Annotated in this window: 15 protein-coding genes; 8 read left to right on the top strand and 7 right to left on the bottom strand. The window is 68.8% G+C overall.

Annotation, left to right across the window (positions count from 1 at the left end):
* Positions 1–13 precede the first annotated feature (13 nt).
* The 3 genes from SB754_RS08040 to tkt are packed head-to-tail and all read right to left on the bottom strand — an operon-like array spanning position 14 to position 4,876.
* A complete protein-coding gene (locus SB754_RS08040) occupies positions 14–1,624 on the bottom strand; it encodes a glucose-6-phosphate isomerase (protein WP_410781809.1) in 1,611 nt (536 codons plus the stop codon).
* Positions 1,621–2,751: a transaldolase gene (gene tal, locus SB754_RS08035; protein WP_410781808.1), complete on the bottom strand. Its 1,131-nt coding sequence runs from the start codon at positions 2,749–2,751 to the stop codon at positions 1,621–1,623. The genes SB754_RS08040 and tal overlap by 4 nt, the downstream gene beginning before the upstream one ends.
* A gap of 31 nt (positions 2,752–2,782) precedes the next feature.
* Complete coding sequence (gene tkt / locus SB754_RS08030; protein ID WP_410781807.1) at positions 2,783–4,876, bottom strand: transketolase; 2,094 nt, start codon at positions 4,874–4,876, stop codon at positions 2,783–2,785.
* A gap of 309 nt (positions 4,877–5,185) precedes the next feature.
* On the opposite strand from tkt, the gene SB754_RS08025 reads away from it, so the two are divergent.
* Entirely contained in the window at positions 5,186–6,106 is a 921-nt protein-coding gene (locus tag SB754_RS08025; protein ID WP_410781806.1) for a heme o synthase, read from the top strand.
* A gap of 68 nt (positions 6,107–6,174) precedes the next feature.
* Positions 6,175–6,735, top strand: a complete 561-nt coding sequence (locus SB754_RS08020) for a GNAT family N-acetyltransferase (protein ID WP_410781805.1) — start codon at positions 6,175–6,177, stop codon at positions 6,733–6,735.
* On the opposite strand, the gene SB754_RS08015 is transcribed toward SB754_RS08020, so the two are convergent.
* Positions 6,709–7,650 carry a COX15/CtaA family protein gene (locus SB754_RS08015; RefSeq protein ID WP_410781804.1) on the bottom strand — a complete coding sequence of 314 codons (942 nt, stop codon included), beginning with the start codon at positions 7,648–7,650 and terminating at the stop codon, positions 6,709–6,711. The two genes, SB754_RS08020 and SB754_RS08015, sit on opposite strands and share 27 nt — an antisense overlap.
* Positions 7,651–7,980: 330 nt before the next feature.
* Between SB754_RS08015 and sufB the strand changes: the two genes are divergently transcribed.
* The 6 genes from sufB (at position 7,981) to abc-f (ending at position 13,778) form a co-directional block, all read left to right on the top strand.
* Positions 7,981–9,399: a Fe-S cluster assembly protein SufB gene (sufB, locus tag SB754_RS08010; protein WP_410781803.1), complete on the top strand. Its 1,419-nt coding sequence runs from the start codon at positions 7,981–7,983 to the stop codon at positions 9,397–9,399.
* Positions 9,396–10,613 (top strand): Fe-S cluster assembly protein SufD, encoded by a 1,218-nt coding sequence (gene sufD, locus SB754_RS08005; protein WP_410781802.1) that lies wholly within the window; start codon positions 9,396–9,398, stop codon positions 10,611–10,613. The genes sufB and sufD overlap by 4 nt, the downstream gene beginning before the upstream one ends.
* On the top strand, positions 10,613–10,942 hold the full coding sequence (locus SB754_RS08000) for a non-heme iron oxygenase ferredoxin subunit (protein WP_410781801.1): 330 nt from the start codon (positions 10,613–10,615) through the stop codon (positions 10,940–10,942). The genes sufD and SB754_RS08000 overlap by 1 nt, the downstream gene beginning before the upstream one ends.
* Before the next feature lie 2 nt (positions 10,943–10,944).
* Positions 10,945–11,739, top strand: a complete 795-nt coding sequence (sufC, locus tag SB754_RS07995; protein WP_410781800.1) for a Fe-S cluster assembly ATPase SufC — start codon at positions 10,945–10,947, stop codon at positions 11,737–11,739.
* A gap of 23 nt (positions 11,740–11,762) precedes the next feature.
* Complete coding sequence (locus SB754_RS07990) at positions 11,763–12,092, top strand: metal-sulfur cluster assembly factor (RefSeq protein WP_410781799.1); 330 nt, start codon at positions 11,763–11,765, stop codon at positions 12,090–12,092.
* A gap of 87 nt (positions 12,093–12,179) precedes the next feature.
* On the top strand, positions 12,180–13,778 hold the full coding sequence (gene abc-f, locus SB754_RS07985) for a ribosomal protection-like ABC-F family protein (protein ID WP_410781798.1): 1,599 nt from the start codon (positions 12,180–12,182) through the stop codon (positions 13,776–13,778).
* Between the two features lie 130 nt (positions 13,779–13,908).
* Here the strand turns inward: abc-f and SB754_RS07980 are convergent, their stop codons facing one another.
* From SB754_RS07980 to SB754_RS07970, 3 genes are read right to left on the bottom strand one after another with little or no spacing between them, the layout of a single operon-like run.
* Entirely contained in the window at positions 13,909–14,769 is an 861-nt protein-coding gene (locus SB754_RS07980; RefSeq protein WP_410781797.1) for an SURF1 family protein, read from the bottom strand.
* Positions 14,766–15,026 carry a hypothetical protein gene (locus tag SB754_RS07975; protein WP_410781796.1) on the bottom strand — a complete coding sequence of 87 codons (261 nt, stop codon included), beginning with the start codon at positions 15,024–15,026 and terminating at the stop codon, positions 14,766–14,768. The genes SB754_RS07980 and SB754_RS07975 overlap by 4 nt, the downstream gene beginning before the upstream one ends.
* Before the next feature lie 5 nt (positions 15,027–15,031).
* Entirely contained in the window at positions 15,032–15,340 is a 309-nt protein-coding gene (locus SB754_RS07970) for a DUF3099 domain-containing protein (protein ID WP_410781795.1), read from the bottom strand.
* Between the last annotated feature and the right edge of the window lie 59 nt (positions 15,341–15,399).

Raw genomic sequence — 15,399 nt, 5'->3', positions numbered from 1 at the left:
CTCGGTCGAAGGCTCAGTTGACTGCTTCGAACAGCGAGACGAGATCCGCCTCGGGGTTCGTGAGCGTCAGGGTCAGCACCGGGCGGCCGTGCTCGCCGAGGACGCTGGCGTCGCCGGCGGCCTGAGCCTGGATGAGCTGCCCGAAGGTGAAGGGACGGTCGGGGATCTCCAGGTCTTCGGACGCCGCCGCCGTGATCTGCAGGAACACGCCGACCGCGGGACCGCCCTTGTGGAACTGGCCCGTGGAGTGCAAGAAGCGCGGACCCCAGCCGAAGGTGACCGGCCGGTTCGCCTTGGCTGCGAGCAGGTCGCGGATGCCGGCGAGCTGGGGGAGGGCGAGCCGGTCGACGTAGGCCTGCACCGCGACGTAGCCGTCCGGGCCGAGCTGCGCGAGCAGCGCCTCCACGGCGGCGTCGAGCGTGCTCGCCTCGCCGAGGAACGAACCCGTGGTGCGGACCTCGATGCCTCCCGCGGTGAACGCGGGCGTGGCGGGCTCGGGCCGGTTGTCGAGCAGCGAGCGCGCGGCGACCTTTGCGGCCTCCACGTCGGGCTGGTCGAACGGGTTGATGCCGAGCAGTCGTCCGGCCACGGCCACCGCGTACTCCCACACCAGGAGCTGCGCTCCGAGGCTGCCGGAGACGAGGATCTCGCCCTCGTGGCGGTCCGCCGGGAACAGGTGGTGGGCCTCCGCGTTGGCGACGAGGCGGACGACCTGCAGGTCGGCGGGCTTCGAGGTGAGCTCGGGGGCGAGCTTGTCGAGCACGACCGGAAGGAGGCCGGTGCCCTCCTTGCCGGTGGACTCGGCGATCAGCTGCTCCGCCCAGTCGGCGAAGCCCACGATGTGGGTGCCGTCCGAGACGATGCCGAGCTTGTCCTTCAGCGGGCTGGTGCCCGCGATGGCGGCGCCGAGCACGAGGCCCGGGTTCTGCTCGTTGTCGACGGCGAGCTCGATCTGGGTCGCCTCCGCCTCGTCGAGCAGCTCGGAGATGTCGACGCCGGCGAGCCCGGACGGCACCAGGCCGAACGCGGTCAGCGCCGAGTAGCGGCCGCCGACGTTCGGGTCTGCGTTGAAGACGCGGTAGCCGGCCTCACGGGCGGACTGGTCGAGCGGCGATCCGGGGTCGGTGACGACGACGATCCGCTCGCGCGGGTCGATGCCGGCCTCCTTAAACCACTTCTCGTAGACGCGGCGCTGGCTGTCCGTCTCGAGCGTCGAGCCCGACTTGGACGAGATGACGACCGCGGTGGCCTCCAGCCGGTCGCGCAGCGCGGCGAGCACCTGGCCCGGGTCGGTCGAGTCGAGCACGGTCAGCTCGGCCTCGGCCGTCCGGGTGATGACCTCCGGCGCGAGCGAGGAGCCGCCCATGCCGCCGAGGACGATGTGGTTGACGCCCTTGGCGTGGAGCTCTTCGCGCAGGGCGACGATCTCGGCCACGAGGGGACGCGAGATGGCGACCGCCTCGACCCAGCCGAGGCGCTTGCTCGCCTCCGGCTCGGCGGCCGGACCCCAGAGGGCCGGCTCCTGAGCCGTGATGCCGGACGCCACGCGGTCGGCGACGAGCTGCGGGACGACGGTGCGGACGGCCTCGGCCGCCGCACCGGTCACGTGGATGCGGAACGTCACTTGGCCGCTCCCTCGAGGGCGTTCTTCACGGTCTCGACGAGCTCGCCCCAGGAGACGACGAACTTCTCCACGCCCTCGCGCTCGAGGGTCTCGGTGACGTCGTCGTAGCTGATGCCGAGGTCGGCCAGCGCGTTGAGGACCTTGTTCGACTCGGCGTAGGTGCTGGTGACGGTGTCGCCGGTGATCTTCCCGTGGTCGAAGGTGGCGTCGAGCGTCTTCTCCGGCATGGTGTTGACCACGTTCGGGGCGACGAGCGCCTCGACGTAGAGGGTGTCGGGGAGACTCGGGTCCTTCACGCCGGTGGAGGCCCAGAGCGGACGCTGCTCGTTGGCGCCGGCCTCGATGAGGAGCTTCGCGCGCTCGGTGGCGAACGACTGCTCGTAGACCTCGTAGGCCAGGCGGGCGTTGGCGATGCCGGCCTTGCTCTTCAGGCCCTCGGCCTCGTCGGTGCCGACAGCGGTGAGGCGCTTGTCCACCTCGGTGTCGACGCGCGAGACGAAGAACGAGGCGACCGAGTGGATGCCGGACAGGTCGATTCCCGCGGCCTTGGCCTTCTCGAGACCGGTGAGGTAGGCGTTGATGACCTCGCGGTAGCGCTCGAGGCTGAAGATCAGGGTCACGTTGACGCTGATGCCCGCCGCGATGGTCTCGGTGATGGCCTCGAGGCCCTCGACCGTCGCGGGGATCTTGATCATGACGTTCTGCTTCTGGATCTTCTCCGAGAGCTTCTTGGCAGCGGCGATGGTCGCCTGCGCGTCGTGGGCGAGGCCGGGCTCGACCTCGATCGAGACGCGGCCGTCGACGCCGTTCGAGCGCTCGAACACCTCGTGGAAGATGTCGCTCGCGTTGGCGACGTCGTCCGTGGTGATCTCGAAGATGGCTTCGTCGAGGGAGGCGCCGGAGGCGGCGAGCTGGCGGACCTGCTCGTCGTACGCCTCGCCCTTGGCGAGGGCCGCGGCGAAGATCGTCGGATTCGTGGTCACGCCGACCACGTTCTTCTCGGCGATCAGCTTCTGCAGGCCGCCGCTGTTGATGCGCTCACGCGAGAGGTCGTCGAGCCAGATGCTGACGCCGGCGGCCGACAGGGCGGCCGTGGCGGACTGGGTGGTGGAGGTGGTGTCGGTCATTTCTTCTTCTTCTTCTCTCCTTGGCCCGCGCTCAGAGCGACGCGAGCGATTCCTTCGCAGCGGACACGGCGTGCGCGGTGGTCATGCCGAACTCGCGGAACAGCGTCTTGTAGTCGGCGGATGCACCGAAGTGCTCGATCGAGACGCTGCGGCCGTGGTCGCCGACGATCTTGTCCCAGGCGAGCGCCAGGCCGGCCTCGATCGAGACGCGGGCCTTGATCTCGGACGGGAGCACGTGCTCCCGGTACTCGGCGGGCTGCTCGTCGAACCACTCGAGGCTGGGGGCCGAGACGACGCGCGCGTTGATGCCCTCGGCGCGCAGCTCCTCGCGGGCCTCGAGACCGATCTGCACCTCGGAGCCGGTCGCGATGAAGATCACGTCCGGCGTGCCGCCCGGCGCCTCCGCCAGGATGTAGGCGCCCTTCGCGACGTTCTTCGCCGACGCGAGGGTGTCGCCCTCCGCGTCGCCCTCTCCGCGCTCGAACACGGGCAGGTTCTGACGGGTCAGCGCGATGCCGGCCGGGCCGTTGCGGCGCTCGAGGATGGTCTTCCAGGCCCAGGCGACCTCGTTGGCGTCGCCGGGGCGGACCACCGAGAGGTTCGGGATGGCGCGGAGGGTCGAGAGCTGCTCGATCGGCTGGTGCGTCGGGCCGTCCTCGCCGAGGGCGACCGAGTCGTGCGTCCAGACGAAGATCGTCGGGACGTTCATGAGAGCGGCCAGGCGGATCGCCGGACGCTGGTAGTCGCTGAAGATCAGGAACGTGCCGCCGAACGGGCGCGTCGGGCCGTGCAGCACGATGCCGTTCAGAATGGCCGCCATGGCGTGCTCGCGGATGCCGAAGTGGAGCACGCGGCCGTAGGGGTTGCCCGTCCACTCGTGGGTCGAGCGCTCGCTCGGCACGAAGGACGCGGCGCCCTCGATCGTCGTGTTGTTCGACTCGGCGAGGTCGGCGGAACCGCCCCACAGCTCCGGCATGACCGGGGCGATGGCGTTGAGCACCTTGCCGCTCGCTGCGCGGGTCGAGACGTCCTTGCCGGGCTCGAAGACGGGGAGCACGCTCTCCAGGTCGTCCGGGACGGCGCCGCTCAGCAGGCGGTCGAGCAGCTGCTTGCGCTCGGGGTTCGCCTCGGCCCAGGCGTCGAATCCCTTCTGCCACTCGGCGCGCTCTTCAGCACCGCGCTCGATGGCCTTGCGGGTGTGGTCGATGACCTCCTCGGCGACCTCGAAGGTCTGCTCGGGGTCGAAGCCGAGCACCTCCTTGACGGCGCGCAGCTCGTCCGCGCCGAGTGCGGAGCCGTGGATCTTGCCCGTGTTCTGCTTCTTCGGGGCCGGCCAGCCGATGATCGTCTTCAGGACGATGAGCGACGGCTTGTCGGTGACGGCCTTGGCGTTCTCGATCGCGTCGAAGAGCTCCTGCACGTCCTCCTGGTAGACGCCGGTCTTCTTCCAGTCGACGACCTGCACGTGCCAGTGGTAGGCCTCGTAGCGCGCCTTGACGTCTTCGGTGAAGGCGATGTCGGTGTCGTCCTCGATCGAGATCTGGTTGGAGTCGTAGATCGCGATCAGGTTGCCGAGCTCCTGGTGGCCGGCGAGCGACGACGCCTCGGAGCTGATGCCCTCCTCCAGGTCGCCGTCGGAGGCGATCACGAAGACGTGGTGGTCGAAGGGGCTGGTGCCGGGAGCGGCGTCCGGGTCGAACAGCCCGCGCTCGAAACGCTGGGCATAAGCGAAACCGACGGCGGAGGAGATGCCCTGGCCCAGCGGGCCGGTGGTGATCTCCACGCCGTCGGTGTGTCCGTACTCCGGGTGGCCGGGGGTGAGGGAGCCCCAGGTGCGGAGCTTCTTCAGGTCGTCGAGCTCGAGACCGTAGCCGCCCAGATAGAGCTGCACGTACTGGGTCAGCGACGAGTGGCCGGCCGAGAGGATGAAGCGGTCGCGCCCGAGCCAGTGCTGGTCGCTGGGGTCGCGGCGCATCACCTTCTGGAACAGCAGGTAGGCCGCCGGGGCCAGGCTCATCGCGGTGCCGGGATGGCCGTTGCCCACCTTCTCCACCGCATCGGCTGCGAGAACGCGAGCCGTGTCTACTGCCTTGTTGTCAATGGGATCCCACTGCAGTGCTGCCACGTGAAAACTGACCCTTCGTAGAAATGGTGAGGGTCGTCTGTGGAACCCGCACCGGTTGAGGTAGTGCGCGCCGTGGACGTCATCGGCGCCGGCACCCGACTGTCACGGTCCTACGAAATAGGGCCCGTGAATAGGGGTTCGGCTGGCGAGCACCTCCAAGTATAGGTAACACGCACGAAACGTGGGGTGTTCCCCCAGGCGGTTGTGCCGGAAGCGGACACGGGGTAGCCGCCGGACGCCTCTTCTCCGTGACGTAGACTTGCCGAGGGTCGTAATCCGGCCATCCGCCGACAGCACACACGAGGAGCAATGGACGTCGCCGTAGAGAGCCGTGTCGAACCGGGCCGCATCGGCGTCGCTCGCAAGGTCAAGGCGTACTTCGCCCTCACCAAGCCGCGTGTCGTCGAACTGCTGCTGGTCACCACGGTCCCGACGATGATCCTCGCGGCCAACGGCATCCCGAACCTCTGGCTGGTCCTCGCGACCGTCGTCGGCGGCTATATGAGCGCGGGCTCCGCCGGCGCGTTCAACTGCTACATCGACCGCGACATCGACCGCGTCATGCGACGGACCAAGAACCGGCCGCTGGTGACCGGCGAGCTGTCCGACCGCGAGGCGCTCGTCTTCGCGTGGGCGCTCGGCATCGCCTCCGTGCTCGTGCTCGGTTTCTTCACGAACTGGCTGGCGGCCGCGCTGTCGGTGGCGGCCATCCTGCTCTACGTCGTCTTCTACACGCTGATCCTCAAGCGCCGCACCCCGCAGAACATCGTGTGGGGCGGCGTCGCCGGCTGCATGCCGGTGCTGATCGGCTGGGCGGCGGTCACCGGCTCGCTCGACTGGGCGCCGTTCATCCTGTTCGGGATCATCTTCCTCTGGACTCCGCCGCACTACTGGCCGCTGTCCATGAAGTACCGCTCGGACTACCAGGAGGCGGGCGTCCCCATGCTCGCGGTGGTCCGGGGCCGGGCGGTCGTCGGCCTCCAGGTAATCCTGTACGCCTGGGCGATGGTCGCCTGCTCGCTGCTGCTGATCCCCGTCGCGAACATGGGGCTCCTCTACACGGCGATCTCGCTGGTCGCCGGAGGCTGGTTCATCTACGAGTCGCACCGGCTCTACAACCTCGCGATCCGCCACGCGGCGGTGTCGCCGATGCGGGTGTTCCACGGCTCGATCGCCTACCTGACGCTGATCTTCCTCGCGGTCGCGATCGACCCGCTGCTGCCGTTCTGACCGGGCCGGCTCCAGCCTCCGCCAGAATTTTCGTGCCGTGGAGGCCGCTCCACCCTTAGCATGTGCGCATGACGGCACCGCTGCTGATGACACGTCTGGTGACCTCGCGCCTGGTGCTCGACTCTCCGGGCGACGACGACATCCCGGATGTGCTCGACGCATGTCAGGACGCCGACACGCAGCGCTGGGTGCCGCTCCCGGCCCCGTACAGCCACGAGAGCGCGGAGTTCTTCGTCCGCAGCTACTGCCCGCACGGGATCGCCAGCAAGCGGTACACCGTGTGGGCGCTGCACCCGCGCGGCGGCGGCCGGATGCTCGGAGCGATCGAGGTGCGGAGGGACGAGGCCGCGGGCTCCGCCTCCCTCGGCTGCTGGTCGGGTCCCTGGGCTCGCGGGCACGGCTACATGCGCGAGGCCCTCGGCGCTGTCACGCAGTACGCCCTCGACCCGCACGGCCTGGGTCTCGAGCGCCTGAACTGGGAGTACGTCCCCGGCAACGACCGGAGCAGGCGGCTCGCCGAGGCGGCCGGCTTCGACTTCGCCGAGGGGATGCGGACCATCGTCAGCCTCCACGGCGAACTGCGCGAGGCGCGCGTCGGCCGGCTACGCCGCCACGACGTCCGATTCTGAGCCGGCCCGGTCGGAGACCTGCGCGGCAGGCTCGTAGAGGGCGAACACGACCGCGGTCATGGTCGCCGCGAGCAGGGCGGCCAGGGTCATGTGGATGCCCACCAGGATGCCGGGGAGGCCGGTGTTCGCCTGGATGAGGCCGACGGCGATCTGCACCAGCTCCACGGCGAGGAGGTACTGCGTGAAGCGGCGAAGCGTCGCCCAGGGGTAGCGCAGCGACGCCACGACCAGCACGATGGTCAGCGCGAAGGTCAGGTACGCCGGGATCGCGTGGACGTGCTGGAGGATCTCGGGATTTAGGCCGTTGCGGGGCGCGTTCGCGTCACCGGCGTGCGGCCCGCTGCCGGTCGTCAGGATGCCGACCACGATGGTGATCGCCACGACGACGCTGGTGACGTAGGCGAGCAACGCGAACCAGCCAGGGACGGCACGGACGCGCGGGCCGGGAACGGCGTACACACGCACGACGAACGCGGTGCAGGTCGCGACGAGGGCGATCGACACCACGAAGTGGAGGCCGACGACGTAGGGGTTCAGCCCGCTCAGCACGCTGAGGCCGCCGATGACGGCCTGCGCCGGGATGGCGAGGCCGGCGATCAGGGTCAGCCAGAACAGGTCGGGACGCTGCTTGCGCAACCGGAGGATGGCGAGGAACGCGACGATGGCGACGACGGCGAGCAGGGCGCTCAGCACCCGGTTGCCGAACTCGATCACGCCGTGGATGCCCATCTCGGGCGTGTTGACCAGCGAGCCGCTCGTGCACTTCGGCCACGTGGGGCAGCCGAGGCCACTCGCAGTGAGCCGGACGAGCCCGCCCGTGCCGACCAGGACGACCTGGCCGATCAGGTACACCCAGGCGATCACCTTCAGCCGAGTGTCCACACGGTCCGGCAGCCAGGCGATGATGCGCTTCATGGGTTTTCGGGACTTCCTCGGTCTGTTCGGCGGGGCTGGGAGGCGGATACTCGGGCAACGCGCAGGCGCGCCTCTACTAATACCGCGCCGCACCTGTAGAATTGGTGGGTTCGAGGAACGCGCCCCGGTGGTGCGTGCCCGCCGGCGGTGCTCTCCGCCGGTGGCGGGGCATCGTGGCCCGCCTCCACGAACAGTTTAGGTACACGTGTTGGTACGCACACACCGCCACCCGCACAATCAGGACGCTCTGCGCGACCGGCCCAGCCGTGCTCGCAGAGGGGAATGAGCCGGACTGATATCCGGTTACGAGTGGAAGGAAACGAGGTAGATATGTCAGACATCCTGATCGATCGGCCCGAGCTCGCCTCTTTGGGGCAGTACGAGTTCGGCTGGGCGGATTCCGACGCCGCGGGTTCGCTCGCACGCCGGGGACTCTCGCCCGAGGTGGTGAAAGACATCTCCGCGCTCAAGAAAGAGCCCGAATGGATGCTCCAGCGCCGCCTGAAGGCCCTGCAGCTCTTCGAGCGCAAGCCGATGCCGACGTGGGGTGCCGACCTGTCGGAGATCGACTTCGACAACATCAAGTACTTCGTCCGCTCCACCGAGAAGCAGGCGCAGAGCTGGGAAGACCTCCCGGAGGACATCCGCAACACGTACGAGAAGCTCGGCATCCCGGAGGCCGAGCGGCAGCGTCTCGTCGCCGGTGTCGCCGCGCAGTACGAGTCGGAGGTCGTCTACCACCAGATCCGTGAAGACCTCGAGGCGCAGGGCGTCATCTTCATGGACACCGACACCGCGCTCCGCGAGCACCCGGAGTTCTTCGAGGAGTACTTCGGCACGGTCATCCCGGCCGGAGACAACAAGTTCGCCGCGCTCAACACGGCCGTGTGGTCGGGCGGCTCCTTCGTCTACGTCCCCAAGGGCGTCCAGGTCGAGATCCCGCTGCAGGCCTACTTCCGCATCAACACGGAGAACATGGGTCAGTTCGAGCGCACGCTGATCATCGCGGACGAGGGCAGCTACGTCCACTACATCGAGGGCTGCACCGCTCCGATCTACAAGTCCGACTCGCTGCACTCCGCGGTGGTCGAGATCATCGTGAAGAAGAACGCCCGCGTCCGCTACACGACCATCCAGAACTGGTCCAACAACGTCTACAACCTCGTCACCAAGCGGGCCACCGCGGGCGAGGGCGCGACGATGGAGTGGATCGACGGCAACATCGGCTCCAAGGTGACGATGAAGTACCCGTCGATCTACCTGATGGGGGAGCACGCCAAGGGCGAGACCCTCTCCGTCGCCTTCGCGGGCCCCGGCCAGCACCAGGACGCCGGCGCGAAGATGATCCACATGGCGCCGTACACCCAGTCGTCGATCGTCTCGAAGTCGATCGCGCGCGGCGGAGGCCGGGCCGGTTACCGCGGCGAGGTGCGGGTGGATGCGAACGCGCACCACTCGGCGAACACCGTCCGCTGCGACGCGCTGCTGGTCGATACGATCTCGCGCTCCGACACCTACCCGGCGATCGACATCCGCGTCGACGACGTGCAGCTCGGCCACGAGGCGACCGTGTCGCGCGTGAGCGAGGAGCAGCTGTTCTACCTGATGTCCCGTGGACTCCCGGAGGACGAGGCCATGGCCATGATCGTCCGCGGCTTCATCGAGCCGATCGCCCGTGAGCTCCCCATGGAGTACGCACTCGAACTCAACAAGCTCATCGAGATGGGCATGGAAGGCTCTGTCGGATGACGCAGATCGAGACGACGACGACCGGTTCGGCCGCCCTAGCCCCGAAGCACCTGCGTGCTCCCGTCCCCGTCCAGAGCCGCGCCGAGCGGTTCACCTCGACGGTGGTCTCCGACTTTCCGGCGGTGACCGGTCGCGAACCGATGTGGAAGTACACGCCGGTCGCGCGCATCGAAGAGCTCATCACCGGTGAGCTCGACGGGTCGCCCTACGTGTACGACGTGACCGCCGCGAAGGGCGTGTCCACGCTCTGGGTCGGACGCGAAGACTCGCGCATCGGCGCCGCAGGCACGCCGGAGGATCGCGCATCCGCCAACGCATGGACCGCGTTCGAGCAGGCGCTGCTGGTCAGCATCTCTGCCGACCTCAGCGGGGATCACCGCGAGGTGACGCTCACGCGCTCCGGCCTCGGGAGCGCCCCCCGCGCGGCGCACACCGTCGTCGAGGTCGCCGAAGGGGCCACCGCCACGCTCATCCTGCAGAACACGGGAGCCGCGCACCTGACCGAGAACGTCGAGTTCCTGCTCGCAGCGAACGCCGACCTCACCGTGGTCTCGCTGCAGGAGTGGGACGACGACGCGCTGCACGTGGCCGCCCACTTCGCCGAGCTGGGAGAGGGGGCGCGCATCAAGCACGTCGCCATCACCCTGGGCGGCGGCGTCGTGCGGCTCAACCCGTCCGCCCACCTCGCAGGCGCCCGCTCCGACGCCGAACTGCTGGGTGCCTACTTCGCCGACGCGGCGCAGCACCTCGAGCAGCAGGTCTACGTGCACCACGACGGCCCCGAGACCCGCAGCCGGGTCACCTACAAGGGCGCTCTGCAGGGCCAGGGCGCGCGCACGGTCTGGATCGGCGACGTCCTGATCGGACCGAAGGCGGTCGCCACCGACACGTACGAGCAGAACCGCAACCTCGTCCTCACCGACGGCGCGCGCGCGGACTCGGTCCCGAACCTCGAGATCGAGACGGGCGACATCGTCGGAGCCGGTCACGCGAGCGCAACCGGCCGCTTCGACGACGAGCAGCTCTTCTACCTGCAGTCCCGCGGCATCCCGGAGGAGGAGGCGCGCCGCCTGGTCGTGCGCGGCTTCCTCTCCGAGATCGTCCAGCAGATCGGCTCGCCGGCCCTCCAGGAGCGCCTGCAGGCCAAGATCGAGGACGAACTCCAGGCGACGACCGTCACGGCACCGGCCGCGACTGCCGGAGCCGAGAACTGATGGCGGGCCAGCGCGTCGCCGCCCTCGCGGAACTCGTCGAGAACCAGGCCACCCGCGTGGTCCTCGACGGCGTCCCGATCGCGGTGGTCAAGGACTCAGCGGGCGACGTCCACGCCATCGGCGACACCTGCACGCACGGCGAGATCTCGCTGGCGGAGGGTTTCGTCGAAGACGAGACGCTCGAGTGCTGGGCGCACGGCTCGCAGTTCTCGCTCGTCACCGGCAAGCCCCTCAACCTCCCGGCCTACGAGCCGGTCCCCGTCTTCCCCGTCGAGATCATCGACGGAGACGTCTACATCGACCCCAGCGTCCCGAAAGTGAATCAGTAACCATGTCAGTCCTCGAGATCCGCGACCTCCACGTCACCGTCGAGACGGACCAGGGCACCAAGCCCATCCTGAACGGCGTCGACCTCACCATCAACGAGGGTGAGATCCACGCGATCATGGGCCCCAACGGCTCGGGCAAGTCGACACTCGCCTACACGATCGCCGGTCACCCCAAGTACACCGTCACGCAGGGCTCCATCACGCTCGACGGCGAAGACGTGCTGGCGATGACCGTCGACCAGCGCGCCCGCGCCGGCATGTTCCTCGCCATGCAGTACCCGGTCGAGATCCCCGGTGTGACCAACACCAACTTCCTCCGCACCGCCAAGACCGCGATCGCGGGCGAGGCGCCCTCCATCCGCACCTGGGTGAAAGACGTCCGGGAGTCGATGGGGGCGCTGCGCATGGACTCCTCCTTCGCCGAGCGCAACGTCAACGAAGGCTTCTCGGGCGGCGAGAAGAAGCGCAACGAGATCCTGCAGCTCGAGCTCCTCAAGCCGAGGTTCGCGGTGCTCGACGAGACCGACTCAGGCCTCGATGTCGACGCGCTGAAGATCGTCTCCGAGGGCGTGAACCGCGCGAAGGCCAACACCGGTCTCGGCATCCTGCTGATCACGCACTACACGCGCATCCTGCGCTACATCAAGCCGGACTTCGTGCACGTCTTCGTCGCCGGCCGGGTGGCCGAGCAGGGCGGCCCGGAGCTCGCCGACCGGCTGGAGGAGGAGGGCTACGACCGCTACGTCGACGCCCCCGAGTCCGCATCGGCCGACGCGGCCGAGCTGGCCGGCTCCTGAGGCCGGAGAGGTAGAATCCGCATATGGCCGCCACGCTGAGTCCCGCGCTCTTCGACCAGGTCGAGGAGGCGCTGAAGAACGTCATGGATCCCGAGCTCGGGATCAACGTCGTCGACCTGGGCCTCATCTACGACCTGGCCTGGGACGACGAGAACAACGCCCTCATCATCTCGATGACCCTCACCAGTGCCGGCTGCCCGCTCACCGACGTGCTCGAGGAGCAGACCGCCGAGAGCCTGGACGGCATCGTGGAGGCGTTCCGCATCAACTGGGTGTGGATGCCGCCGTGGGGCCCCGAGCGGATCACCGATGACGGCCGCGACATGATGCGCGCCCTCGGCTTCGCTATCTGACTACTCATCGATTGGTCCCGACATGCCGTCTCCGGCTCGGAGTCACGGCGTGTCGGGACCACTCGTTTGTCTTGAAAGGACACAACTGTGCTTGCCGTGCAGGGGCTGGAACTGCGCGTCGGTGCGCGCCTCCTGATGGAGGACGTCACCTTCCGCGTCGCCGACGGCGACAAGATCGGACTGGTCGGGCGCAACGGCGCCGGGAAGACCACCCTGACGAAGGTGCTCGCCGGCGATCTGCTGCCGACGGCCGGGAAGGTCGACCGCTCCGGCGAACTCGGCTACCTGCCGCAGGACCCGCGTTCGGGCAATCTGGACGACCTGGCACGCACGCGCATCCTCGACGCCCGCGGGCTCGGCTCCATCGTCCTCGGGATGCAGCAGGCGACGCTCGATATGGCGAGCACCGACACCGCCGTCTCCGAGGCCGCCATGAAGAAGTACGGCCGGCTGGAGGAGCGCTTCCACCTGCTCGGCGGGTACGCGGCCGAGGCGGAGGCGGCGTCGATCGCCTCCAACCTCAACCTGCCCGACCGCATCCTGGACCAGCCGCTGAAGACCCTGTCGGGTGGTCAGCGCCGGCGCATCGAGCTGGCGCGCATCCTGTTCTCCGACGCGCGCACGATGATCCTCGACGAGCCGACCAACCACCTGGATGCCGACTCGGTGATCTGGCTGCGCGAGTTCCTCAAGAACTACACCGGCGGTTTCATCGTCATCTCGCACGACGTCGAGCTGGTCGGCGAGACCGTCAACCGCGTCTTCTACCTGGATGCGAACCGCCAGGTCATCGACATCTACAACATGGGCTGGAAGAACTACCAGCGCCAGCGCGCTGCCGACGAGGAGCGCCGCAAGAAGGAGCGCGCCAACGCCGAGAAGAAGGCCGGCGCCCTGCAGCTGCAGGCCGCGAGGTTCGGCGCGAAGGCGACGAAGGCGGCCGCGGCGCACCAGATGGTGGCGCGCGCCGAGAAGCTGCTCGCCGGGCTGGAGGACGTGCGTCAGGCCGACCGCGTGGCGAAACTGCGCTTCCCGACCCCGGCGCCGTGCGGCCGGACGCCGCTGCAGGCCAGCGACCTGTCCAAGAGCTACGGGTCGCTCGAGATCTTCACGGCCGTCGACCTGGCCATCGACCGCGGTTCGAAGGTCGTCGTGCTCGGACTGAACGGTGCGGGCAAGACGACGCTGCTGCGGATGCTCGCCGGCGTCGACGCTCCGGACACCGGGCAGGTCGAGCCGGGCCACGGCCTCCGCGTCGGCTACTACGCGCAGGAGCACGAGACGATCGACGTGGAGCGCAGTGTCCTCCAGAACATGGTGTCGTCGTCGCCGTCGCTCACCGAGACCGAGGCCCGCAAGGTGCTCGGCTCGTTCCTGTTCACCGGTGACGACGCGCACAAGCCGGCCGGAGTGCTGTCCGGCGGCGAGAAGACCCGTCTGGCGCTGGCGATGATCGTGGTGTCGGGTGCGAACGTGCTGCTGCTCGACGAGCCGACGAACAACCTCGACCCGGCCAGCCGCGAGGAGATCCTGGATGCGCTGGCCCACTACGAGGGCGCGGTCGTGCTGGTCAGCCACGACGAGGGCGCGGTGGAGGCGCTGAACCCGGAGCGGGTGCTCATCCTCCCCGACGGCGTCGAGGACCACTGGTCTCCCGACTACCTCGACCTCATCTCCCTCGCCTGACCCCTCCGCCCACCGTCGAGTCCACACTTTTTGCACGTTCTCGCACGTGCGAACGTGCAAAAAGTGTGGACTCGACGGTGGGGCGGGACCCGAGGGTGAGGTCGGGAGAGGGTGGCGAGGGGGTCAGCGGTCAGCGGGCGTCGAGGAGCTCGTCCTCGACGTCGGCGTCGGTGCGCTTCGCACGGCGGCGGCGCTCCCGCTCGGCGGCGCGCGCTTGCTCGGCGGGGTCGTCCGAGTTGCGGCGCCGGTACTCCGTGATCAGCGCGTAGCCGAGACCGAAGAACCCGATCAGCGCGAAGATGATCCACTGGATCATGTACGACCAGTGGAGCCCCTCGTCCTGCGTCGGGGGAGAGGTCACTGTCGGCGTCGGGGCGGTCGCGGGCGCGGGATCCTCGGTGTCGAGCAGCCCATACGCTCCCGTGTACACGTCCGCCCCGCCGAGCTTCTGTTTGACGACGGAGAGCTGGATCGTCCCCACCTGGTCGCCCGTCGCCGTGCGGCCCGCGATTGCCGGCTCGCTCGCCTTCAGACGGGCGACGACGGTGACGGAGCCCGCGGGCGCGGCCGGAACGTGGTCCGGCGTATCGGTGTGGGTGCCGGTCGGAACCCACCCGCGGTCCACGATGAAGAGGGAGCCATCGGCCGTGCGCAGCGGCGTCAGCACCTCGAAGCCCGGGCTGCCGTTGAACGGACGGTTGCGCACCAGGAGCTGCTGGTCGCGCTCGTACGTCCCCGTCACCGTGACGCGCCGCCACTCCTGCTTCGGGGAGTACGAGCCGAGGCCGGGAAGTTCCTGCGTCAGCGGGACGGGCTTCGAGTCGAAGTTCTGAGTGACCAGGGCGTTCGCGGCGGCAGCCTCCTTGCTGCGGGCCAGCTGCCAGTTGGAGAGGAAGCCGCACGCGATGGCGAACACGATCGCGAACGCCAGGTAGCCGAGCCACCGGCGCGAGAAGGCGAACCGCCAGCCGCCGGGCTTCTGATCGCTCACGCGGTCGTCCTCGTCTCGTCGGCCGCCTCGGCGGCGTGGGCCTCGTCCACCGCCGCGGCCGAGTCCACCGCCACGACGCGCACCGGGAAGTCGCGCGCCGCCAGGAACTCGCGCAGGAACTCCTCGTGCTCGTCGCACGCGAGCCACACCTTCACCCGGTCCTCTGCATGGATGCGCGGGTTGCGCCATTCGATCCGCCACGATGCGGTGTCCCGGCAGCCGGCGCGCGAGCACGTCAGCCGCGCGGGCTCGCCCATCCCGATCACTGGCCCTCCCGAGGCTCGTCCTTCGGCGCCGGGGGAGGTGGCGCCACTGGAACGATACTGCCCGGACGCTGAACGTCCACCCGACCCTGCTCGACGGAGACGTTCGCGATGACCACGGCGAAGTAGGGGAGGAAGATCGCTGCGACGAGCGGCACGGCCGCCCACCACCCCGGCACGATCACGGCCAGGATCAGGCACAGCACACGGACTCCCATGGCGACCGAATATTTGATCATCCGGTGTCGTCGCTCCTCGTCAGGCGAGAGGGGGAGAGTCGTGATCGACGGTGCTGAGGACTTCTTCATGTGCGTTGAGTCCAGCGTACGTCCATAAACTGGGGTTGGGGCCCGCTCGGGTCGAATAC

The organism is Leifsonia sp. SIMBA_070 (genome assembly GCF_046534635.1).
GTDB lineage: Bacteria > Actinomycetota > Actinomycetes > Actinomycetales > Microbacteriaceae > Leifsonia.
The sequence above is the reverse complement of the archived record's forward strand: the minus strand, read 5'-3'. Positions and strand labels throughout refer to the sequence as shown.

Bases quoted from the DNA above. Each gene is read 5' to 3' on its own strand.
- tal (WP_410781808.1), bottom strand. From the start codon at position 2,751: ATGACCGACACCACCTCCACCACCCAGTCCGCCACGGCCGCCCTGTCG.
- SB754_RS08025 (WP_410781806.1), top strand. From the start codon at position 5,186: ATGGACGTCGCCGTAGAGAGCCGTGTCGAACCGGGCCGCATCGGCGTC.
- SB754_RS08020 (WP_410781805.1), top strand. From the start codon at position 6,175: ATGACGGCACCGCTGCTGATGACACGTCTGGTGACCTCGCGCCTGGTG.
- SB754_RS08015 (WP_410781804.1), bottom strand. From the start codon at position 7,650: ATGAAGCGCATCATCGCCTGGCTGCCGGACCGTGTGGACACTCGGCTG.
- sufB (WP_410781803.1), top strand. From the start codon at position 7,981: ATGTCAGACATCCTGATCGATCGGCCCGAGCTCGCCTCTTTGGGGCAG.
- sufD (WP_410781802.1), top strand. From the start codon at position 9,396: ATGACGCAGATCGAGACGACGACGACCGGTTCGGCCGCCCTAGCCCCG.
- SB754_RS08000 (WP_410781801.1), top strand. From the start codon at position 10,613: ATGGCGGGCCAGCGCGTCGCCGCCCTCGCGGAACTCGTCGAGAACCAG.
- sufC (WP_410781800.1), top strand. From the start codon at position 10,945: ATGTCAGTCCTCGAGATCCGCGACCTCCACGTCACCGTCGAGACGGAC.
- SB754_RS07990 (WP_410781799.1), top strand. From the start codon at position 11,763: ATGGCCGCCACGCTGAGTCCCGCGCTCTTCGACCAGGTCGAGGAGGCG.
- SB754_RS07975 (WP_410781796.1), bottom strand. From the start codon at position 15,026: ATGGGCGAGCCCGCGCGGCTGACGTGCTCGCGCGCCGGCTGCCGGGAC.
- SB754_RS07970 (WP_410781795.1), bottom strand. From the start codon at position 15,340: ATGAAGAAGTCCTCAGCACCGTCGATCACGACTCTCCCCCTCTCGCCT.